The organism is Thiohalobacter sp. COW1 (assembly GCF_016629505.1).
Classification (GTDB): Bacteria; Pseudomonadota; Gammaproteobacteria; order Thiohalobacterales; family Thiohalobacteraceae; genus Thiohalobacter; species Thiohalobacter thiocyanaticus_A.
In genome coordinates, this window is the sequence record NZ_AP024239.1 from 2800421 (window position 1) to 2815357 (window position 14937).

The 14937-nt window shown below is 65.0% G+C and carries 11 protein-coding genes; 2 read left to right on the forward strand and 9 right to left on the reverse strand.

Annotated elements, in window-relative coordinates; genetic code table 11:
• Positions 1–131: 131 nt before the first annotated feature.
• The 5 genes from COW1_RS13215 to COW1_RS13235 all read right to left on the reverse strand — a co-directional run bounded on the left by COW1_RS13215 (position 132) and on the right by COW1_RS13235 (position 6752).
• Positions 132–2336, reverse strand: a complete 2205-nt coding sequence (locus tag COW1_RS13215) for a primosomal protein N' (protein ID WP_201344459.1) — start codon at positions 2334–2336, stop codon at positions 132–134.
• 471 nt (positions 2337–2807) lie between these two features.
• Positions 2808–3884 carry a phospholipase A gene (locus tag COW1_RS13220; RefSeq protein WP_096363653.1) on the reverse strand — a complete coding sequence of 359 codons (1077 nt, stop codon included), beginning with the start codon at positions 3882–3884 and terminating at the stop codon, positions 2808–2810.
• A gap of 89 nt (positions 3885–3973) precedes the next feature.
• Positions 3974–5332, reverse strand: coding sequence for an NAD(P)(+) transhydrogenase (Re/Si-specific) subunit beta (locus COW1_RS13225; protein WP_096363651.1), 1359 nt, complete (start codon positions 5330–5332; stop codon positions 3974–3976).
• Positions 5329–5622: an NAD(P) transhydrogenase subunit alpha gene (locus tag COW1_RS13230; protein ID WP_096363649.1), complete on the reverse strand. Its 294-nt coding sequence runs from the start codon at positions 5620–5622 to the stop codon at positions 5329–5331. The genes COW1_RS13225 and COW1_RS13230 overlap by 4 nt, the downstream gene beginning before the upstream one ends.
• Positions 5619–6752 carry a Re/Si-specific NAD(P)(+) transhydrogenase subunit alpha gene (locus COW1_RS13235; protein WP_096363647.1) on the reverse strand — a complete coding sequence of 378 codons (1134 nt, stop codon included), beginning with the start codon at positions 6750–6752 and terminating at the stop codon, positions 5619–5621. Before COW1_RS13235 ends, COW1_RS13230 begins: the two co-directional genes overlap by 4 nt.
• Positions 6753–7052: 300 nt before the next feature.
• Here COW1_RS13235 and COW1_RS13240 point away from each other — a divergent pair, with 300 nt between their 5' ends.
• Together COW1_RS13240 and COW1_RS13245 are read left to right on the forward strand one after the other, a co-directional pair.
• Positions 7053–7661 (forward strand): HNH endonuclease, encoded by a 609-nt coding sequence (locus tag COW1_RS13240; RefSeq protein ID WP_096363645.1) that lies wholly within the window; start codon positions 7053–7055, stop codon positions 7659–7661.
• Positions 7662–8030: 369 nt separating this feature from the next.
• Positions 8031–8915, forward strand: coding sequence for a fructosamine kinase family protein (locus COW1_RS13245; protein ID WP_201344460.1), 885 nt, complete (start codon positions 8031–8033; stop codon positions 8913–8915).
• Positions 8916–9056: 141 nt separating this feature from the next.
• Here the strand turns inward: COW1_RS13245 and COW1_RS13250 are convergent, their stop codons facing one another.
• From COW1_RS13250 to COW1_RS13265, 4 genes are all read right to left on the reverse strand, one after another.
• Complete coding sequence (locus tag COW1_RS13250) at positions 9057–9506, reverse strand: hypothetical protein (protein ID WP_096363641.1); 450 nt, start codon at positions 9504–9506, stop codon at positions 9057–9059.
• Positions 9503–12061, reverse strand: a complete 2559-nt coding sequence (locus COW1_RS13255; RefSeq protein WP_201344461.1) for a bifunctional diguanylate cyclase/phosphodiesterase — start codon at positions 12059–12061, stop codon at positions 9503–9505. The genes COW1_RS13250 and COW1_RS13255 overlap by 4 nt, the downstream gene beginning before the upstream one ends.
• A gap of 135 nt (positions 12062–12196) precedes the next feature.
• The gene (gene hemE / locus COW1_RS13260; protein WP_201344462.1) at positions 12197–13261 is read right to left on the reverse strand and encodes a uroporphyrinogen decarboxylase; all 1065 of its coding nucleotides are present in this window, start codon (positions 13259–13261) and stop codon (positions 12197–12199) included.
• A gap of 220 nt (positions 13262–13481) precedes the next feature.
• A complete protein-coding gene (locus COW1_RS13265) occupies positions 13482–14933 on the reverse strand; it encodes a glutamate synthase subunit beta (protein WP_201344463.1) in 1452 nt (483 codons plus the stop codon).
• Positions 14934–14937 lie beyond the last annotated feature (4 nt).

Consider the following 14937-nt stretch of genomic DNA (forward strand, 5'->3'; position numbering starts at 1 on the left):
GGTTGCAAGGGCGGTTTATGGGTTTTGCCCAACGCCGGCGACAGTAACGCCAGGGACGCAGAGGCGCAGCGACGCAGAGGCGAAATAATATAAAAATCTTTGCGTCTCTGCGGTTGTCCCGCGGAGGCAGGCTAAAAGGTATCCACCGGGTCCACGTCCACCGACCAGCGGATGCGCCGGGCCGCGGGCGACTCGGCCAGGACCGGGATCCAGGCATCGAGCAGCCGGTGCAGGGCGGCCCGCGCCGCGGACTGCACCAGCAGCTGGGCCCGGTAGCGGCCGGCGCGTTTTTCCATCGGCGCCGGCACCGGACCCCAGAACTCGATCTCCGGGCCCGACTGCTGCTGCGCCAGGGCATGGGCCTGTTCCAGAAATTCCCGCGGCGCTTCGCGGTCGGTGGCCTCGGCCCGCAGCAGGGCCAGGCTGGCATAGGGCGGCAGGCCGGTGTCCCGGCGTTCGGCCAGGGCCGCCGCGGCGAAGGCGGCGTAGCCCTCGGTGACCAGCCGCCGCAGCAGCGGGTGGTCCGGGTGGTGGGTCTGGATCAGCACCGTGCCCGGCCGTTCGGCCCGCCCGGCGCGGCCGGCGACCTGGACGATCAGCTGGGCCAGGCGTTCGCTGGCGCGGAAGTCGCTGGAGAACAGGCGCTGGTCGGCCTCCAGGATGCCGACCAGGGTCACGCCGGGAAAATGATGGCCCTTGGCCAGCATCTGGGTGCCGAGCAGGATGCGCGCCGCGCCGCTGTGGGCCTGTTCCAGCAGGGCCTCGAGCTGGCCCTTGCGCCGGGTGCTGTCGCGGTCGATGCGCAGACAGGGATGGTCGGGGAACAGCTGCTGCAGGGTCTGCTCGATGCGCTCGGTGCCGTAGCCCAGCCCGCGCAGGTCCGGACTGCCGCACTCGGGGCACTGCACCGGCACCTCCTGGCTGGCGTCGCAGTGATGGCAGTGCAGCCGGCCGCGGCGCTGGTGCAGGGTGAGGTGGCTGTCGCAGCGCCGGCAGGCCGCCACCCAGCCGCACTCATGGCAGATCAGCGTCGGGGCGAACCCGCGCCGGTTGAGAAACAGCAGTACCTGTTCGCCGCGCGCCAGGTGCCGGCGCATGGCGCCCAGCAGCGGTTCGGCCAGTCCCTCGCGCAGCGGCTGGCCGCGGATGTCCAGCAGCTTGAGTTCGGGCGCGCTGGCGGCGCCGGCGCGGTTCGGCAGATGCAGGCGCTGATAGCGTCCCTGATCGGCGTTGTAGAGGCTTTCCAGCGAAGGCGTGGCCGAACCCAGCAGGACGGGAACGTCCTGCTGCCGGGCGCGCCAGATCAACAGGTCGCGGGCCGAGTAGCGAAACCCGTCCTGCTGCTTGAGCGAGGGGTCGTGTTCCTCGTCGACAATGAACAGCCCCGGCGCCGGCAGCGGGGTGAACACCGCCGAGCGGGTGCCGACCACGATCCGCGCAGCGCCGTCGCGCGCCGCCACCCAGGCATTGAGGCGCTCGCGCTCGCTCAGCCCCGAATGCAGGATCACCATGGGTGCTGCCAGCCGCGCCCGCAGCCGCTGCATCAGCTGCGGAGTCAGGCCGATCTCGGGCACCAGCAGCAGGGTCTGGCGGCCGGCCGCCAGGGCCTGTTCGATGGCGCGGATATAGACCTCGGTTTTGCCGCTGCCGGTCACTCCGTCGAGCAGGAAGCAGCCGAAGCCGGCGTGCTCCGCCACGGCCTGGACGGCGTCGGCCTGGGCGGGGTTGAGTGACGGGGCTGCGGCACCCGCACCCGGGGTATCCAGTCCCGGCGTCTCCAGGCGTTCTTCCACCCAACCCTTGTCGACCAGGGCCCTGAGGCTGTCGCGCCGGTACAGACCCTCATGCTGCAGCCGGTCGCGGTCGGCGCCCTCCGGGCAGCGGGTCAGGACGCTGAGCAGGGCGGCCTGGCGCGGCGCCCGGGCCAGGTCGGCGGGATCCACCGCTCGGCCCGCAGCGCTCAGTTGCCAGTGGCGGGTCTGTTCGATCCGGGCGGGCCGTCCCTGACGCAGCAGGGCCGGCAGGGCCTGGGCCAGGACCTCCCCGATCGGATGGTGGTAATAGCCGGCGGCCCAGCACAGCAGGGCCAGCAGGTCGGGCGGGACGACCGGCTGGGCATCGAGCAATTCGGACAGGGGCCGGATCTGCGCCGGGGGCAACTCCGTGTCGGGACTGAGTTCAACCACCACGCCGACCAGATTGCGGCGGCCGAACGGGACCCGCACCCGGCTGCCGGGGGCGATGCGGCCGGGCTGCGCCAGGCGGTAATCGAAGACCCGGTACAGGGGGCAGGGCAGGGCCACCCTGGCGTAGATGGGTGTGGATGCTGTCGGCAATGGATTGTCCGGGCGGTTATCGCAGTTACTTGACTCTGATTGTCACAAAACGGTGTTAACCGGCTAATCTGGAAGCGGTATTTTCCTTATCCACAAAAACTGTGGATAACTTTGTGGAACGAATGGGGCTAAAGGGTTCCAGGGCCTGTATTTGTTGCATTTGTGTTAATTTGCGCATTTTGTCACCAGTGATTTTTATTGTTATAAAACAGTGTGTTGTAAAAATCCCGCCGTTGGGCCGGAGTGGCGACGGGCGTCTGACGCGAAAGGGTCGGGTTTGCTTGCAGCTTGTGTATAAACCGGGCGGGAGAGAAAAATCAAGCTTGAAATCACCGCTGATCCCAGTTCCTTTTGCGTGCCCTCCGGGGGCGAGGCCGGCCGGTTTATAACCCGGTTATAAACCGGCGCTCCGCCGGGCGTGTACTCGGGGTTAGCGCATCATATCCGGCCGGTGGCGGGCTAACAGCCAGTCTACAACCAGTCGGTCAGCGCGATGCCGATGCCGATGCGGCGGATGTGGGCATCGTAGTCGATCAGGCTCTCGCCGTAGCCGTCGAAGTACTGGGCGTAGCCCTTGAGCTTGCGGGTCAGGGGGAAGGACCAGCCCAGCTCGAGCGCCCCGCGCGGATCGCTGCGGCTGAGATTGCTGCGCAGCATCAGGCTCAGGGAATGGCCGTCCAGCTTGTAGGCGAGGCGGAATTCGCCGTAGCCCATGTAGTCCTCGATGTCGGGGTTGTCGTCACCGGTGGCATCGGTCGGGCTGCTCTTCTTCTGTTCCGGGATGCGGTACCAGGGTTTGAGGCTGAAGGCGAAGTTGCCGCGCTCGAATACCAGATCGGCGTAGACGCGGTTCCAGCTGCGTGAGAGCTCGTTGCTCTGGCCGTTGGACTGGTGCGAAACGCCGAACTGAAGGACGCGGGCATCGAAGCCCAGCAGCGAATAATCCGGCAGGTAGGTCAGGAACAGTTCGGGCTCGTGATTGGTCTCGCGGAAGGGCGAGGAGAACTTGCGGTTGTAGGCCTGCCAGTAGGACTGGTTGGTGTAGGCCATGAACAGGGTGCCGCGGTCATTGAACAGGCCGCGGACCAGGGGAAACTTGAAGCTGAGTTGGAACTTGATCTCCCACTTCTGCAGTTCGCCCGAACTGATGTCGAAGGGATCGCTGTTGGGCGAGAAGCTGTAGGTGGCCGGCAGCAGGTAGTTGGGCCGGTGCGGCGTGATGACGAAGGGGTTCGCCGCCGTGGCGCGCTCCAGGGTGATGCGGGTCTCCAGCGGGGAGGTGTGCGATTCGGCGGCGGCCTTTTCCCCGGCGGCGGGCGACGGTGCGGCCGTCGCGGCAGCCGGCGTATCCGGCCCCTGCCCGGTCAGCGGCAGGAGCGACTCCAGGCAGACGGCCTTGAGCTCGGCCACGGTGGCTTCGTCAGGCGCGGTCTTCAACTGTTCGAGCAGGCACTGGTCAAGATCGGTGGGAAAGGCGTGGGCAGCAGCGGCGGTCAGCCAGCCGGCAAGGATGCAGGTGTAGCGCGCGACTGATGTGGGGGTTGCCATGGCGCCTGTTCCGTCATTGGGGTTGCAGAAACAAAAAGCCCGGCGCGGCCGAGCTTTCTGTCGGGTCGTGACTGCAGTTGCGGCTGCAGTTACAGCTGTTTGACCTCGGCAATCAGCTTGGCCGCTACCTCCTGGCCGTCGCCATAGAGCATACGCGTGTTGTCGAGGAAGAACAGCCCGTTCTCGATGCCGGAGAAGCCGCGGCCGCGGCCGCGCTTGACCACGATCACGTTCTTCGCCTGGTCGGCATTGAGGATTGGCATGCCGTAGATGGGGCTGGACTTGTCGTTGCGTGCCACCGGGTTGACCACGTCGTTGGCGCCGATCACCAGGGCCACGTCGGCCTGCGGGAACTCGGCGTTGATTTCCTCCAGGTCGTAGATCTTGTCGTAGGGCACGCCGGCCTCGGCCAGCAGCACGTTCATGTGGCCCGGCATGCGGCCGGCCACAGGATGGATGGCGAACTTCACGTCCACGCCGTGCTCCTCCAGCATCTCGGTCAACTCCCAGATCTTGTGCTGGGCCTGGGCCACGGCCAGGCCGTAGCCGGGCACGATGATCACCTTGTTGGCGAAGGCCATCATCACCGCGGCATCGGAGGCGCCGATCTCCTTCATCTCGCCCTCGGGGCCGGCGCTGCTCTCGGCCTCGACCGCGCCGAAGCCGGAGAACAGCACGTTGGACAGCGGCCGGTTCATCGCCCTGGCCATCAGCTGGGTGAGCAGGGTGCCGGCCGAGCCGACCACGGTGCCGGCGATGATCATGGCGGCGTTGCCGAGCACGAAGCCCTCGAAGGCCACGGCCAGGCCGGTCAGGGCGTTGTACAGCGAGATCACCACCGGCATGTCGGCGCCGCCGATGGGCAGGGTCATGAGCACGCCGAAGGCCAGTGCCAGGGCGAAGAACATGAACAGGGCGAAGCCGCCCGGGGCCTCGGCGAACATCACGTAGAGGCCGAAGGCGATGGCCAGGCCGAACACGACCAGGTTGATCATCTGCTGGCTGGGGAAGTGGAAGGACTTCTTCATCAGCCCCTGCAGCTTGGCGAAGGCGATCATGGAGCCGGAGAAGGCCACCGAACCGATCAGGGCGCCGGCAACGGCCAGCACCTGGAAGGTGCTGTTGTCGAAGTGGCCCTTGAGCAGTTCCACCGCGGCGATGGCGGCGGCCGCACCGCCGCCCATGCCGTTGTAGATGGCGATCATCTGCGGCATGTCGGTCATGGCGACCTTCTTGCCGGTATACCAGGCCGCGCCGCCGCCGATCAGCATGGCCAGGATCATCAGGCCGTAGTTGCCCATGCCCGGCATGAAGAAGGTGGCGAAGGTGGCCACCACCATGCCGGCGCCGGCCCAGACGATGCCGCCGCGCGCCGTCTTCGGCGAGCTCATGCGCTTGAGGCCGAGGATGAACAGGACCGCGGCCGCGAAATAACTCAGCTCGATCATTTGCGGTCCTCCTTGCTGCTCTTGAACATCTCGAGCATGCGCTCGGTGACCACGTAGCCGCCGACCGCGTTGCCCGCGGCCAGCATCACGCCGATGAAGCCGATGAAGCGCTCCATGTCGGTGTCGGCGTGGCCCATGGCCACCATGGCACCCACCAGCACGATGCCGTGGACGAAGTTCGAGCCCGACATCAGCGGAGTGTGGAGGATGACCGGAACCCGGGCGATGACCTCGTAGCCGGTAAAGGCGGCCAGCATGAAGATGTAGAGTGCGGTGAAGCCTTCGATCATGACGCGTCTCCTTCCACCAGGGCGCGGGTGGGTTCGTGCCTGATTTCGCCGTCGTGGGTCAGCGCCGAGTCGTGGATGACCTGATCTTCCCAGTCGAGCTTGAGTTCGCCTTCCTCGATCATGGGGGTGAGGAAGTTGAGCAGGTTCTTGGCGTACATGTCGGAGGCGTGCACCGGCAGCATGGCGGGCACGTTGAAGGGGCCGTAGACGCGCACGCAGCCGTAGACGTAGTCCTCGCCCGGTTTGGTGACTTCGCAGTTGCCGCCGCCCTCGGCGGCCAGGTCGATGATGACCGAGCCGACCTTCATGTTGTCGACCATTTCCTGGCTGATGATCTTCGGCGAGGGCTTGCCGGGGATGGCGGCGGTGGTGATCACGGCATCGGCCTGGGTGATGTGCTTGGCCAGGACCTCCAGCTGCTTGCGCTTCTCCTCCTCGGTCAGTTCGCGGGCATAGCCGCCCTCGCCCTCGGCGGCGACACCGGTTTCGATGTACTTCGCGCCCAGCGACTGTACCTGCTCGCGGGTGGCCGAACGCACGTCGTAGGCCTCGACCACCGCGCCCAGGCGCTTGGCCGTGGCGATGGCCTGCAGGCCGGCGACACCGGCGCCGATGACCAGTACTTTCGCCGGCCGGATGGTGCCGGCGGCGGTGGTCAGCATGGGAAAGAAGCGCCCGGTACGGTCGGCGGCCATGATGGCGGCCTTGTAGCCGGCTACGGCGGCCTGGGAGGACAATGCGTCCATGCTCTGGGCGCGCGAGATGCGGGGGATCAGTTCCATGGCGAAACTGGTGATTTTCCGGTCGCGCATCAGCTTGACCCGGTCCGGGAACCGGTACGGGGACATGAAGCCGACGACGATGCTGCCCTCGGCCATCTGCTTGATCTCGTCCTCGGTCGGCGGCTGGACCTTGAGGACCACATCGGCACTGGCAAGCAGTTCGGCCTTGTCGGTGACGAAACCGACGTCCTCGTAGTCGTCATCCACATAATGGGCGCCGGCCCCGGCGTCGTGCTCCATCCGGACCTCGCAGCCCAGCGCGGCAAAGCGCTTGGCCACGACCGGATCGAGCGCCACCCGGCATTCGCCTTCGAGGGTTTCCTTGGGTACGGCCACGCGTATCGGCATTGTTGTCTCTCCGTCTCCGGCTGTCCGGTTGTCACGGGCGGGAAGGGCCGGCTTTGTCCCTTCCCCAAAAGCACGCCATGATAACGGATTCAGCTGAGCGATTGAATATCGGGGAAAAATTCCCCCGTGGACACATGGGTGTCATGCCACGATGCTTCAATCGGTAGCGCCGTGCAGCAATGTCGGCGCAAATAAACTCAGTAATATCAGCCGGTTCAAAAGCAAAGACCGGGTTGAAGCAGTTTACTTTTCCGGGGACTTCTGAGATAAAGAGTCCTCCGGTATGACGAGGACTCGACCATGTCGCAGGATTTGTCGCATCAGGTACTCAGGACCGACGCCGGCGGCATGCCGCTGGAGTGGGTCGACTATCGCGAGGCGGTCCGACTCTATCATCTCGGTCAGGTCGCCTACGCCTGCGGCAGTGTGATCTTCCGCATCCGCGGCGGCATCAACGCCCGGACCCGGAGGCAGAGCCTGGTCGAGGTCAATTCCATCATCGCCACCCACGGCAACCACACCGCGCTGCAGAAGAACCGCGACAGCTACACCCCGCCCCTCAACAACCGTACCCTGTTCAAACGCGATGCCCAGTTGTGCCTGTACTGCGGCGAACAGTTTCCCACCCGGGAGTTGTCGCGCGATCATGTCACGCCCATCAGCCAGGGCGGGGCCGATACCTGGAACAATGTGGTCACCGCCTGCAAGCGCTGCAACAATCACAAGGCCGGCCGCCGTCCCGAAGAGGCCAACATGGAACTGCTGGCAGTGCCCTTCATTCCCACCCATGCCGAGTACATCTACCTGCAGGGCAAACGGGTGATGGCCGACCAGATGGAGTTCCTGCGCGCCCATTTCCCCCGCCACAGCCCGCTGCACCAGCGCCTGGCCGCCGCGATGGCGGGGTGATTCCTTTGCTGTTGCGGCAATAACGCAGAGGACGCAAAGTTTTTAAGTTGGTTCTGATGGAATCGTCATTGCGAGGAGCGAAGCGACGTGGCAATCCCTGAACGACTGAACCCACCGTACGAGATTGCCGCGCCGCTCCCATAGAGTCCCTTCGGGCTTCATTATGGGTGCTCCACCCTTCGGATCTCGGCATCGCAATGACGCTGACAAACAGCTTCGTGGGCTGGACTCCAATTTGTCCAGCCCAACCTGCATTGCATAATTATCTCTGCGCCTCTGCGACCTCTGCGTTGTAAGCCGCCCTCACTGTTGAGCGACCGCCAGCGTCACGTTATCCTCGTGGCTCGCCCATGACCCGCTTCCAGTTCCATGTCCCTGTGGCAGCAGATCCAGTCCGATATCCGTGAGCACACCGGCGTGGATGTCGGCACCGATGCCGGCCGCGGCGTCGGCGGCGGCTGCATCAGCCAGGCCTTCCGGGTGGAGGGCGACGGCTGCGCCTTTTTCGTCAAGACCAACCGCGCCGGGTTGGCCGACATGTTCGAGGCCGAGGCCGAGGGCCTGAACGAGATCGTCGCCAGCAACACGGTGCGGGCGCCGGCGCCGGTGTGCTGGGGAGTGGCCGGCGGGCACTGTTACCTGGTCATGGAGTATCTGGAATTCGGCCGCGGTAGCGGGGCCGCGGGTCGGCTGGGTGAACAGCTGGCGCGGATGCACCGTACCACGCGGGAGGCCTTCGGCTGGCATCGCGACAACACCATCGGCTCCACGCCGCAGATCAACACGCCGCAGGACAGTGACTGGATTGCTTTCTGGCGCGACAGGCGGCTGGGCTTCCAGCTGGAACTGGCCGGGCGCGAGGGTCACGGGGGTGAACTGCAGCGGCTGGGTGCACAACTCATGGGTCGCTTCCCTGCCCTGTTCGTGGATTACACGCCGGTGCCCAGCCTGCTTCACGGCGATCTCTGGGGTGGCAATCATGCCGTGCTCGAATCGGGTGAGCCGGTGATCTTTGATCCGGCGGTCTACTATGGAGACAGGGAGGCCGATCTGGCCATGACCGAATTGTTCGGCGGCTTCGGGCGGGATTTCTACGCCGCCTACGAGGATGCCTGGCCGCTGGATGCCGGTTACCCGGTGCGCAAGCAGCTCTACAACCTCTATCACGTCCTCAACCACCTCAACCTGTTCGGCGGCGGCTATCACGGCCAGGCCGTGCGCATGATGGAGAGCCTGCTGGCAGAACTGCGCTAATGGACTCCGTCATCCCCGCGAAGGCGGGGATCCAGAAGCCGCGGCGGGATATGGATTCCCGCCTTCGCGGGAATGACGGTGTATTGGTGGGCGTGTCAAAATACCTGACTGCAGTGTAACCCGCTTATGTGATGAGGGTGTTCACTCCGCCTCTTCCTGTGTCTGCCCCCTGCCGCCGAACTGCTCGATCCAGTTCTCCCAGCCGCCGTCTTCCTGCGGAGCGAGGTTCTGGCGTTCGTCGAACAGATCTTCCATCTGCCGGGCCACCGCCACGGTGAAGGCTGCGTCACGGTGCTGGCGACACCAGGCATCCAGCCGGGCCATGAAGTCGAAGGGATTGGTGGTGCCGAGAATGTTGTAGGTATTGTCCAGCAGCAGGTTGTAGGCGGACAGGTGGCCGGCGGTCCACTCCACGTACAGCAGCTCATCCGCCCCGCCCCGGTAGCGGGCGTCCAGGTAATCCTCGCAGTCGCCGCTGCCGCTGCCGAAGACGGCATAGTTGCCGTTGACGTCCCGCGCGGCTGCCGGTGCAGCGGCCAGCGCAAGGGCGAGTGCAATGCCGAGTCCGCCGGGTGCTGTGTAGTGCATCATGCCGAGTCCTGATGGGTGTCCGCGCGCTTCTGGGCCCGGTCCCGCAGCCAGTCGGTGAACCGGGCGGCGGACATGGGGCGGGCGATGTAATGGCCCTGGGCGATATCGCAGTCGAGAATCTGCAGCATATCCCAGATATCGGCGGTTTCCACCCCCTCGGCGACCACCTTGAGTCCCAGGTTATGGGCCAGGTCGATGGTGGAGCGGACGATGACCGCGTCGTTCTCGTCTTCCAGCATATCTGAGACGAAGGAGCGGTCGATCTTGATCTCGCGCACCGGCATCTGCTTGAGGTAGGCCAGTGAGGAGAAGCCGGTGCCGTAATCGTCGATGGACAGACGGATGCCGCGCTGGCTGAGCCGTTGCAGGATTTCCTGCGCGCGCTCCGGGTTCTTGAGCATCGCGTTCTCGGTGATTTCCAACTCCAGGTATTCGGGCGGGACGCCGAGCTCATCGAGCAGTTCGCCGATGTTGGCGTCGATGTCGGCGTGTTCCAGATTCCAGGTCGACAGGTTGATGGCGATCGGCAGATTGATGTTGAGTCGTTGCCAGGCCAGGTGCTGTTCCAGGGCGCGGCGTATGACCCACTGGGTGAGTGGGCGGATCAATCCGGTCTGCTCGGCGGTGGTGATGATGTAGTCGATGCTGACATCGTTCCAGCGCGGCCAGCGCAGCAGGGCCTCCACGCCGACCAGTTCACCGCTGCTGATGGCGACCTTGGGCTGGTAGTGCAGCTCCAGTTCGTCGTGCTGAAAGCTGTGGCGCAGTTCGCTGATCATGGCCAGCCGGCTGACGCTGTGCGGGTCGTGCTCGGAGCTGTAGACCGAGTGCGTCAGGCCGTTGTTCTTGGCGACATACATGGCCACGTCGGCGCGTTTGACCAGGGTGTCGATATCACTGCCGTGATCGGGGTAGGCGGCGATGCCGATGCTGGTATCCACCAGCAGTTGCTGGTCGTTGATGCTGATCGCTCGATCCAGGCACTGGGCGATCTTGCCGGCGATGGCCTGGGCCTCGGGTATGCCGGTCTCGGGCAGGAGGACGGCGAACTCGTCACCGCCGAGACGGGCAACGGTGTCGGAGCGGCGCAGCAGATCCTGGAGACGGCGGCTGATCTCGCGCAGGACCTCGTCCCCGACATGGTGACCGAGGGTGTCGTTGATTTCCTTGAACCGGTCCAGATCCATCATCAGCAGGCAGAAGGGGTTGCCGTCGCGGGCCGAGATCAGCAGGGCCTGCTGCATGCGGTCGTTGAGCAGGAGGCGGTTGGGCAGGCCGGTCAGGCCGTCATGCAGGGTCTGATGGCGCAGTTCGTTCTGGCGCTGTTCGATCATGTGCTGCATGTGCTGGAAGGCATCAAGCAGATTGCGTGTCTCGCGGTTACGGGGCGCGGGGAGGCGTTCCTGGTACTGGCCGTGGGCGACCTGGTTCATGGCCCGGGTCAGCGTGGACAGCGGGCTGAGCACGGTGCGCTGGAAGAAGATGTAGCCCACGGCGAAGGTGATCAGCACCAGCGCAACCAGCAGCATGATGCCGTTGCGCAGGTTGTGCGCCAGCGCGCTCCAGTGGGTGACGTCGCGTACGGCCGCTTCCTCCACCCTGGCATCGATATGGTCCAGGTTGTCCCAGATGCTGGCGAACAACGGCTGGATTTCGTCCTTGATCAGGGGGAAGTCGGCGCGCCAGTGGCCGGTCTGGCGCAGGCTGCGGAAGCGCTCGAAGGCCCGATACCAGACACTGGCGTTGCGGGTCATCTGCTCCAGCGATTCCGTTGCCTGCAGGGAGAACTGCGGCTGCGATCTGAGTTGATGCAGCCGTTCCAGGGTTTTGAGTACCTGGCCATGGTGCAGGCTGATGTCATGGGCGGCGTCGTTGAGCCCCTTTTCCGTGTCGCTGTAGATGCCGGCCTGGCGTACCACGTACAGGCGGAAGGCGCCGACCATCTGCAGCCAGGAGAGTTGAGCGGCCTCGAATTCGTCGCGGATTTCACGCTGCGCGGGATCCGGGGCGACGGTTTCCAGTTCCTGCAACGCGAGTTGGACCGCCGTGAGGAATTCGGTGCGGGCCGGGGCCAGGGTCTCGTCCATCAGACGGGCGGCCGGGAACAGCTGCTCGACATCGGAACGGATATCCATCAGCCGGTTGGCCGCGGAACTCAATTCGAGCAGGGCATGATCGATCTCGTCGAGGGTCCTGCCCAGCCCCTGCTGCTGCGGCCATTCCAGTCCCTGGAGTTTTTCCGTGGTCGTCAGGGCCGAGCGGATGCGCAGCTGCACGGTTTCGCGGTACCAGGCGGTCGGGGTGAGGATAAAGGCCTGCAGCGCGTATTCCGTGCCCCAGACGTCATTGCGCAGGGAGCGGGTGACCAGCTGGACCTGGTTGCGATGTTCGATATTGCGGGTACTGCGTTCCTGTGCCTGACGGATGTGATAGTCGGTGTACAGCGAAGCGGCCAGGATGGTTGCCGAGACGGCCAGCGCCGCGCCCAGATAGCGCTGACGCAGGCTGGAGCGGTTCAGCCAGGTCGAGAAGCGGCTTGTAGTGGTTCTGGCCAAAACGGATTTCCGCTGTCAGTGGGTTCTGCTGCAGGAGTCACCAGATTGTAATGGCTTTTCGGGCAGTTGGCTGTATAAAAGGCCTTTTACAGACATGTTTTATGTGGTTGTGGTCCGTGCGTACGATGGCGGGTGTCAGCTGTGGTAGGCGGGGCTGAGCCGGTGCACGGCCTCGATCATGGCGGCGGCGTGGTCCGGGTCGATCCGGGGATGAATGCCGTGGCCGAGGTTGAAGACATGGCCGCTGCCCGAGCCGTAATCGGCCAGTATCCGTTCCACTTCGGCTTCGATGCGTGCGGGCGCGGCATAGAGCACCGCCGGATCCATGTTGCCCTGCAGGGCGACCCGGTCGCCCACCCGCCGGCGCGCCTCGCCGAGATCGGTGGTCCAGTCCAGGCCGAGGGCGTCGGGGCCGGCAGCGGCCATGGCTTCGAGCCACTGACCGCCGTTCTTGGTGAACAGGATCACGGGGATGGTCTGACCGGCGTGGTTGCGCTCCAGGCCCTGAACGATGCGCGCCATGTACCCGAGCGAGAACTCGCGATAGCAGGCCGGGCTGAGTGCGCCGCCCCAGGTGTCGAAGATCATCACCGCCTGGGCGCCGGCCCGGATCTGGGCATTGAGATAGAGGGTGACGGCATCGGCCGTCGTACCCAGCAGCTGATGCATCAGGTCGGGACGGTCGTACATCATGCCCTTGATGTGGGCGAAGTCCTTGCTGGTGCCGCCTTCCACCATGTAGGTGGCCAGGGTCCAGGGGCTGCCGCTGAAGCCGATCAGTGGAACCCGGCCGTCGAGTTCGCGATGGATCAGCCGCACGGCATCCATGACATAGCCCAGTTCCTGCTCCGGATCGGGTACGCCCAATGCTTCGACCGCGGCCTGGTCGCGCACCGGACGGCTGAAGCGCGGGCCTTCGCCTTCCTCGAAATACAGCCCCAGGCCCATGGCGTCCGGGACAGTGAGGATATCGGAGAACAGGATGGCGGCATCCAGCGGGAACCGCTCCAGCGGCTGCAGGGTGACCTCGCAGGCCAGTTCCGGCGTCTTGCACAGGGTGAGAAAATCCCCCGCCTTCTCGCGCGTGGCGCGGTACTCCGGCAGATAACGCCCGGCCTGGCGCATCATCCATACCGGCGTGACATCCACCGGCTGGCGCAGCAGGGCCTTGATGAGTCGATCGTTCTTGAGTTCTGACATAATGTGAGTTAACCGCCAAGACGCCAAGTGCGCCAAGGAAAATGGATAAACCGCCAAGGCGCCAAGGACGCCAGGAGACTATAAAACAAGAGCATGTATGTGATTCGCAGTGCAGTCAGCCGCGTTTAATCGGTCCAGTCTGCATTGATCAGTATTCCTTGGCGTGCTTGGCGCCTTGGCGGTTTAGGTCTCCATCTTGGCGTCTTGGCGGTTCAAAAATTTATCGCGGTAGATCTGATGATCCCATCAGGTACTCGTCGACGGCGCGGGCGCACTGGCGGCCTTCACGGATGGCCCACACCACCAGCGACTGGCCGCGGCGCATGTCGCCGGCGGCGAAGACCTTGTCCAGCGAGGTGTGGTAGGCCTTGTCGCCCTCGGTCTCGCCCTTGACGTTGCCGCGGCCGTCATACTCCACGCCGAGTTCATCCAGCATGCCCTGGTGCACCGGCTGGGTGAAGCCCATGGCCAGCAGCACCAGGTCGGCGGGCAATTCGAATTCGCTGTCGGGCACTTCGCTCATCTGCCAGCGGCCCTGATCATCCCTGCTCCAGTCGACCTTTGCGCACTTGATCGTCGTGACCCGGCCATCCTTGCCGATCAGTTCCCTGGTGGTAACCGACCACATGCGTTCGCAGCCTTCCTGGTGCGAGCTGGAGGTGCGCAGTTTGTTGGGCCACTCCGGCCAGGTCAGGCCCTTGTCCTCCTTCTCCGGCGGCCTCGGCATGATCTCCAGCTGGGTGACCGATTTCGCGCCCTGGCGGTTGGAGGTGCCGATGCAGTCCGAGCCGGTATCGCCGCCGCCGATGACGATGACGTGCTTGTCCGTGGCGCTGATGGCCAGGTGCTCGGGGACGGTGTCGCCGGCCACGCGCTTGTTCTGCTGCGGCAGGAAGTCCATGGCGAAATGCACGCCGTCCAGGTCACGGCCCGGGACCGGCAGATCGCGCGGCTGCTCGGCGCCGCCGGTGAGCGCGACGGCGTCGAACTCCTCCAGCAGCTGCCTTGCCGGGATGTCCACGCCCACATGGGTGTTGGGGCGGAACTCCACGCCCTCGGCGGCCATCTGTTCCATGCGCCGGTCGATGATGGGCTTGTCCATCTTGAAGTCGGGGATGCCGTAACGCAGCAGGCCGCCGATGCGGTCGGCCTTCTCGAACAGCACCACGTCATGGCCGGCGCGTGCCAGCTGCTGGGCGCAGGCCATGCCGGCCGGGCCGGAGCCGACCACGGCGACCCGCTTGCCGGTCTTCTCCTCCGGCGGCTGCGGCTGGATCCAGCCCTGCTCGAAGGCCTTGTCGACAATGGCGCATTCGATGGACTTGATGGTGACCGGCTCGTCCTCGATGTTCAGGGTGCAGGCCTCCTGGCAGGGTGCCGGGCAGATGCGGCCGGTGAACTCGGGGAAGTTGTTGGTCGAGTGCAGCACCTCGCTGGCACGCTGCCAGTCGCCGTGATACACCAGATCGTTCCAGTCCGGAATGATGTTGTTGACCGGGCAGCCCTGGTGACAGAAGGGGATGCCGCAGTCCATGCAGCGCGCGCCCTGCAGCTTGAGCTGGTCCTCGCTCAGCGGGATGACGAATTCGTGGTAATGCTTGAGCCGCTGCTCGACCGGCTGGTAGCTGCGGTCGACGAGCGGATACTCCATGAAACCCGTTGGCTTGCCCATAGAC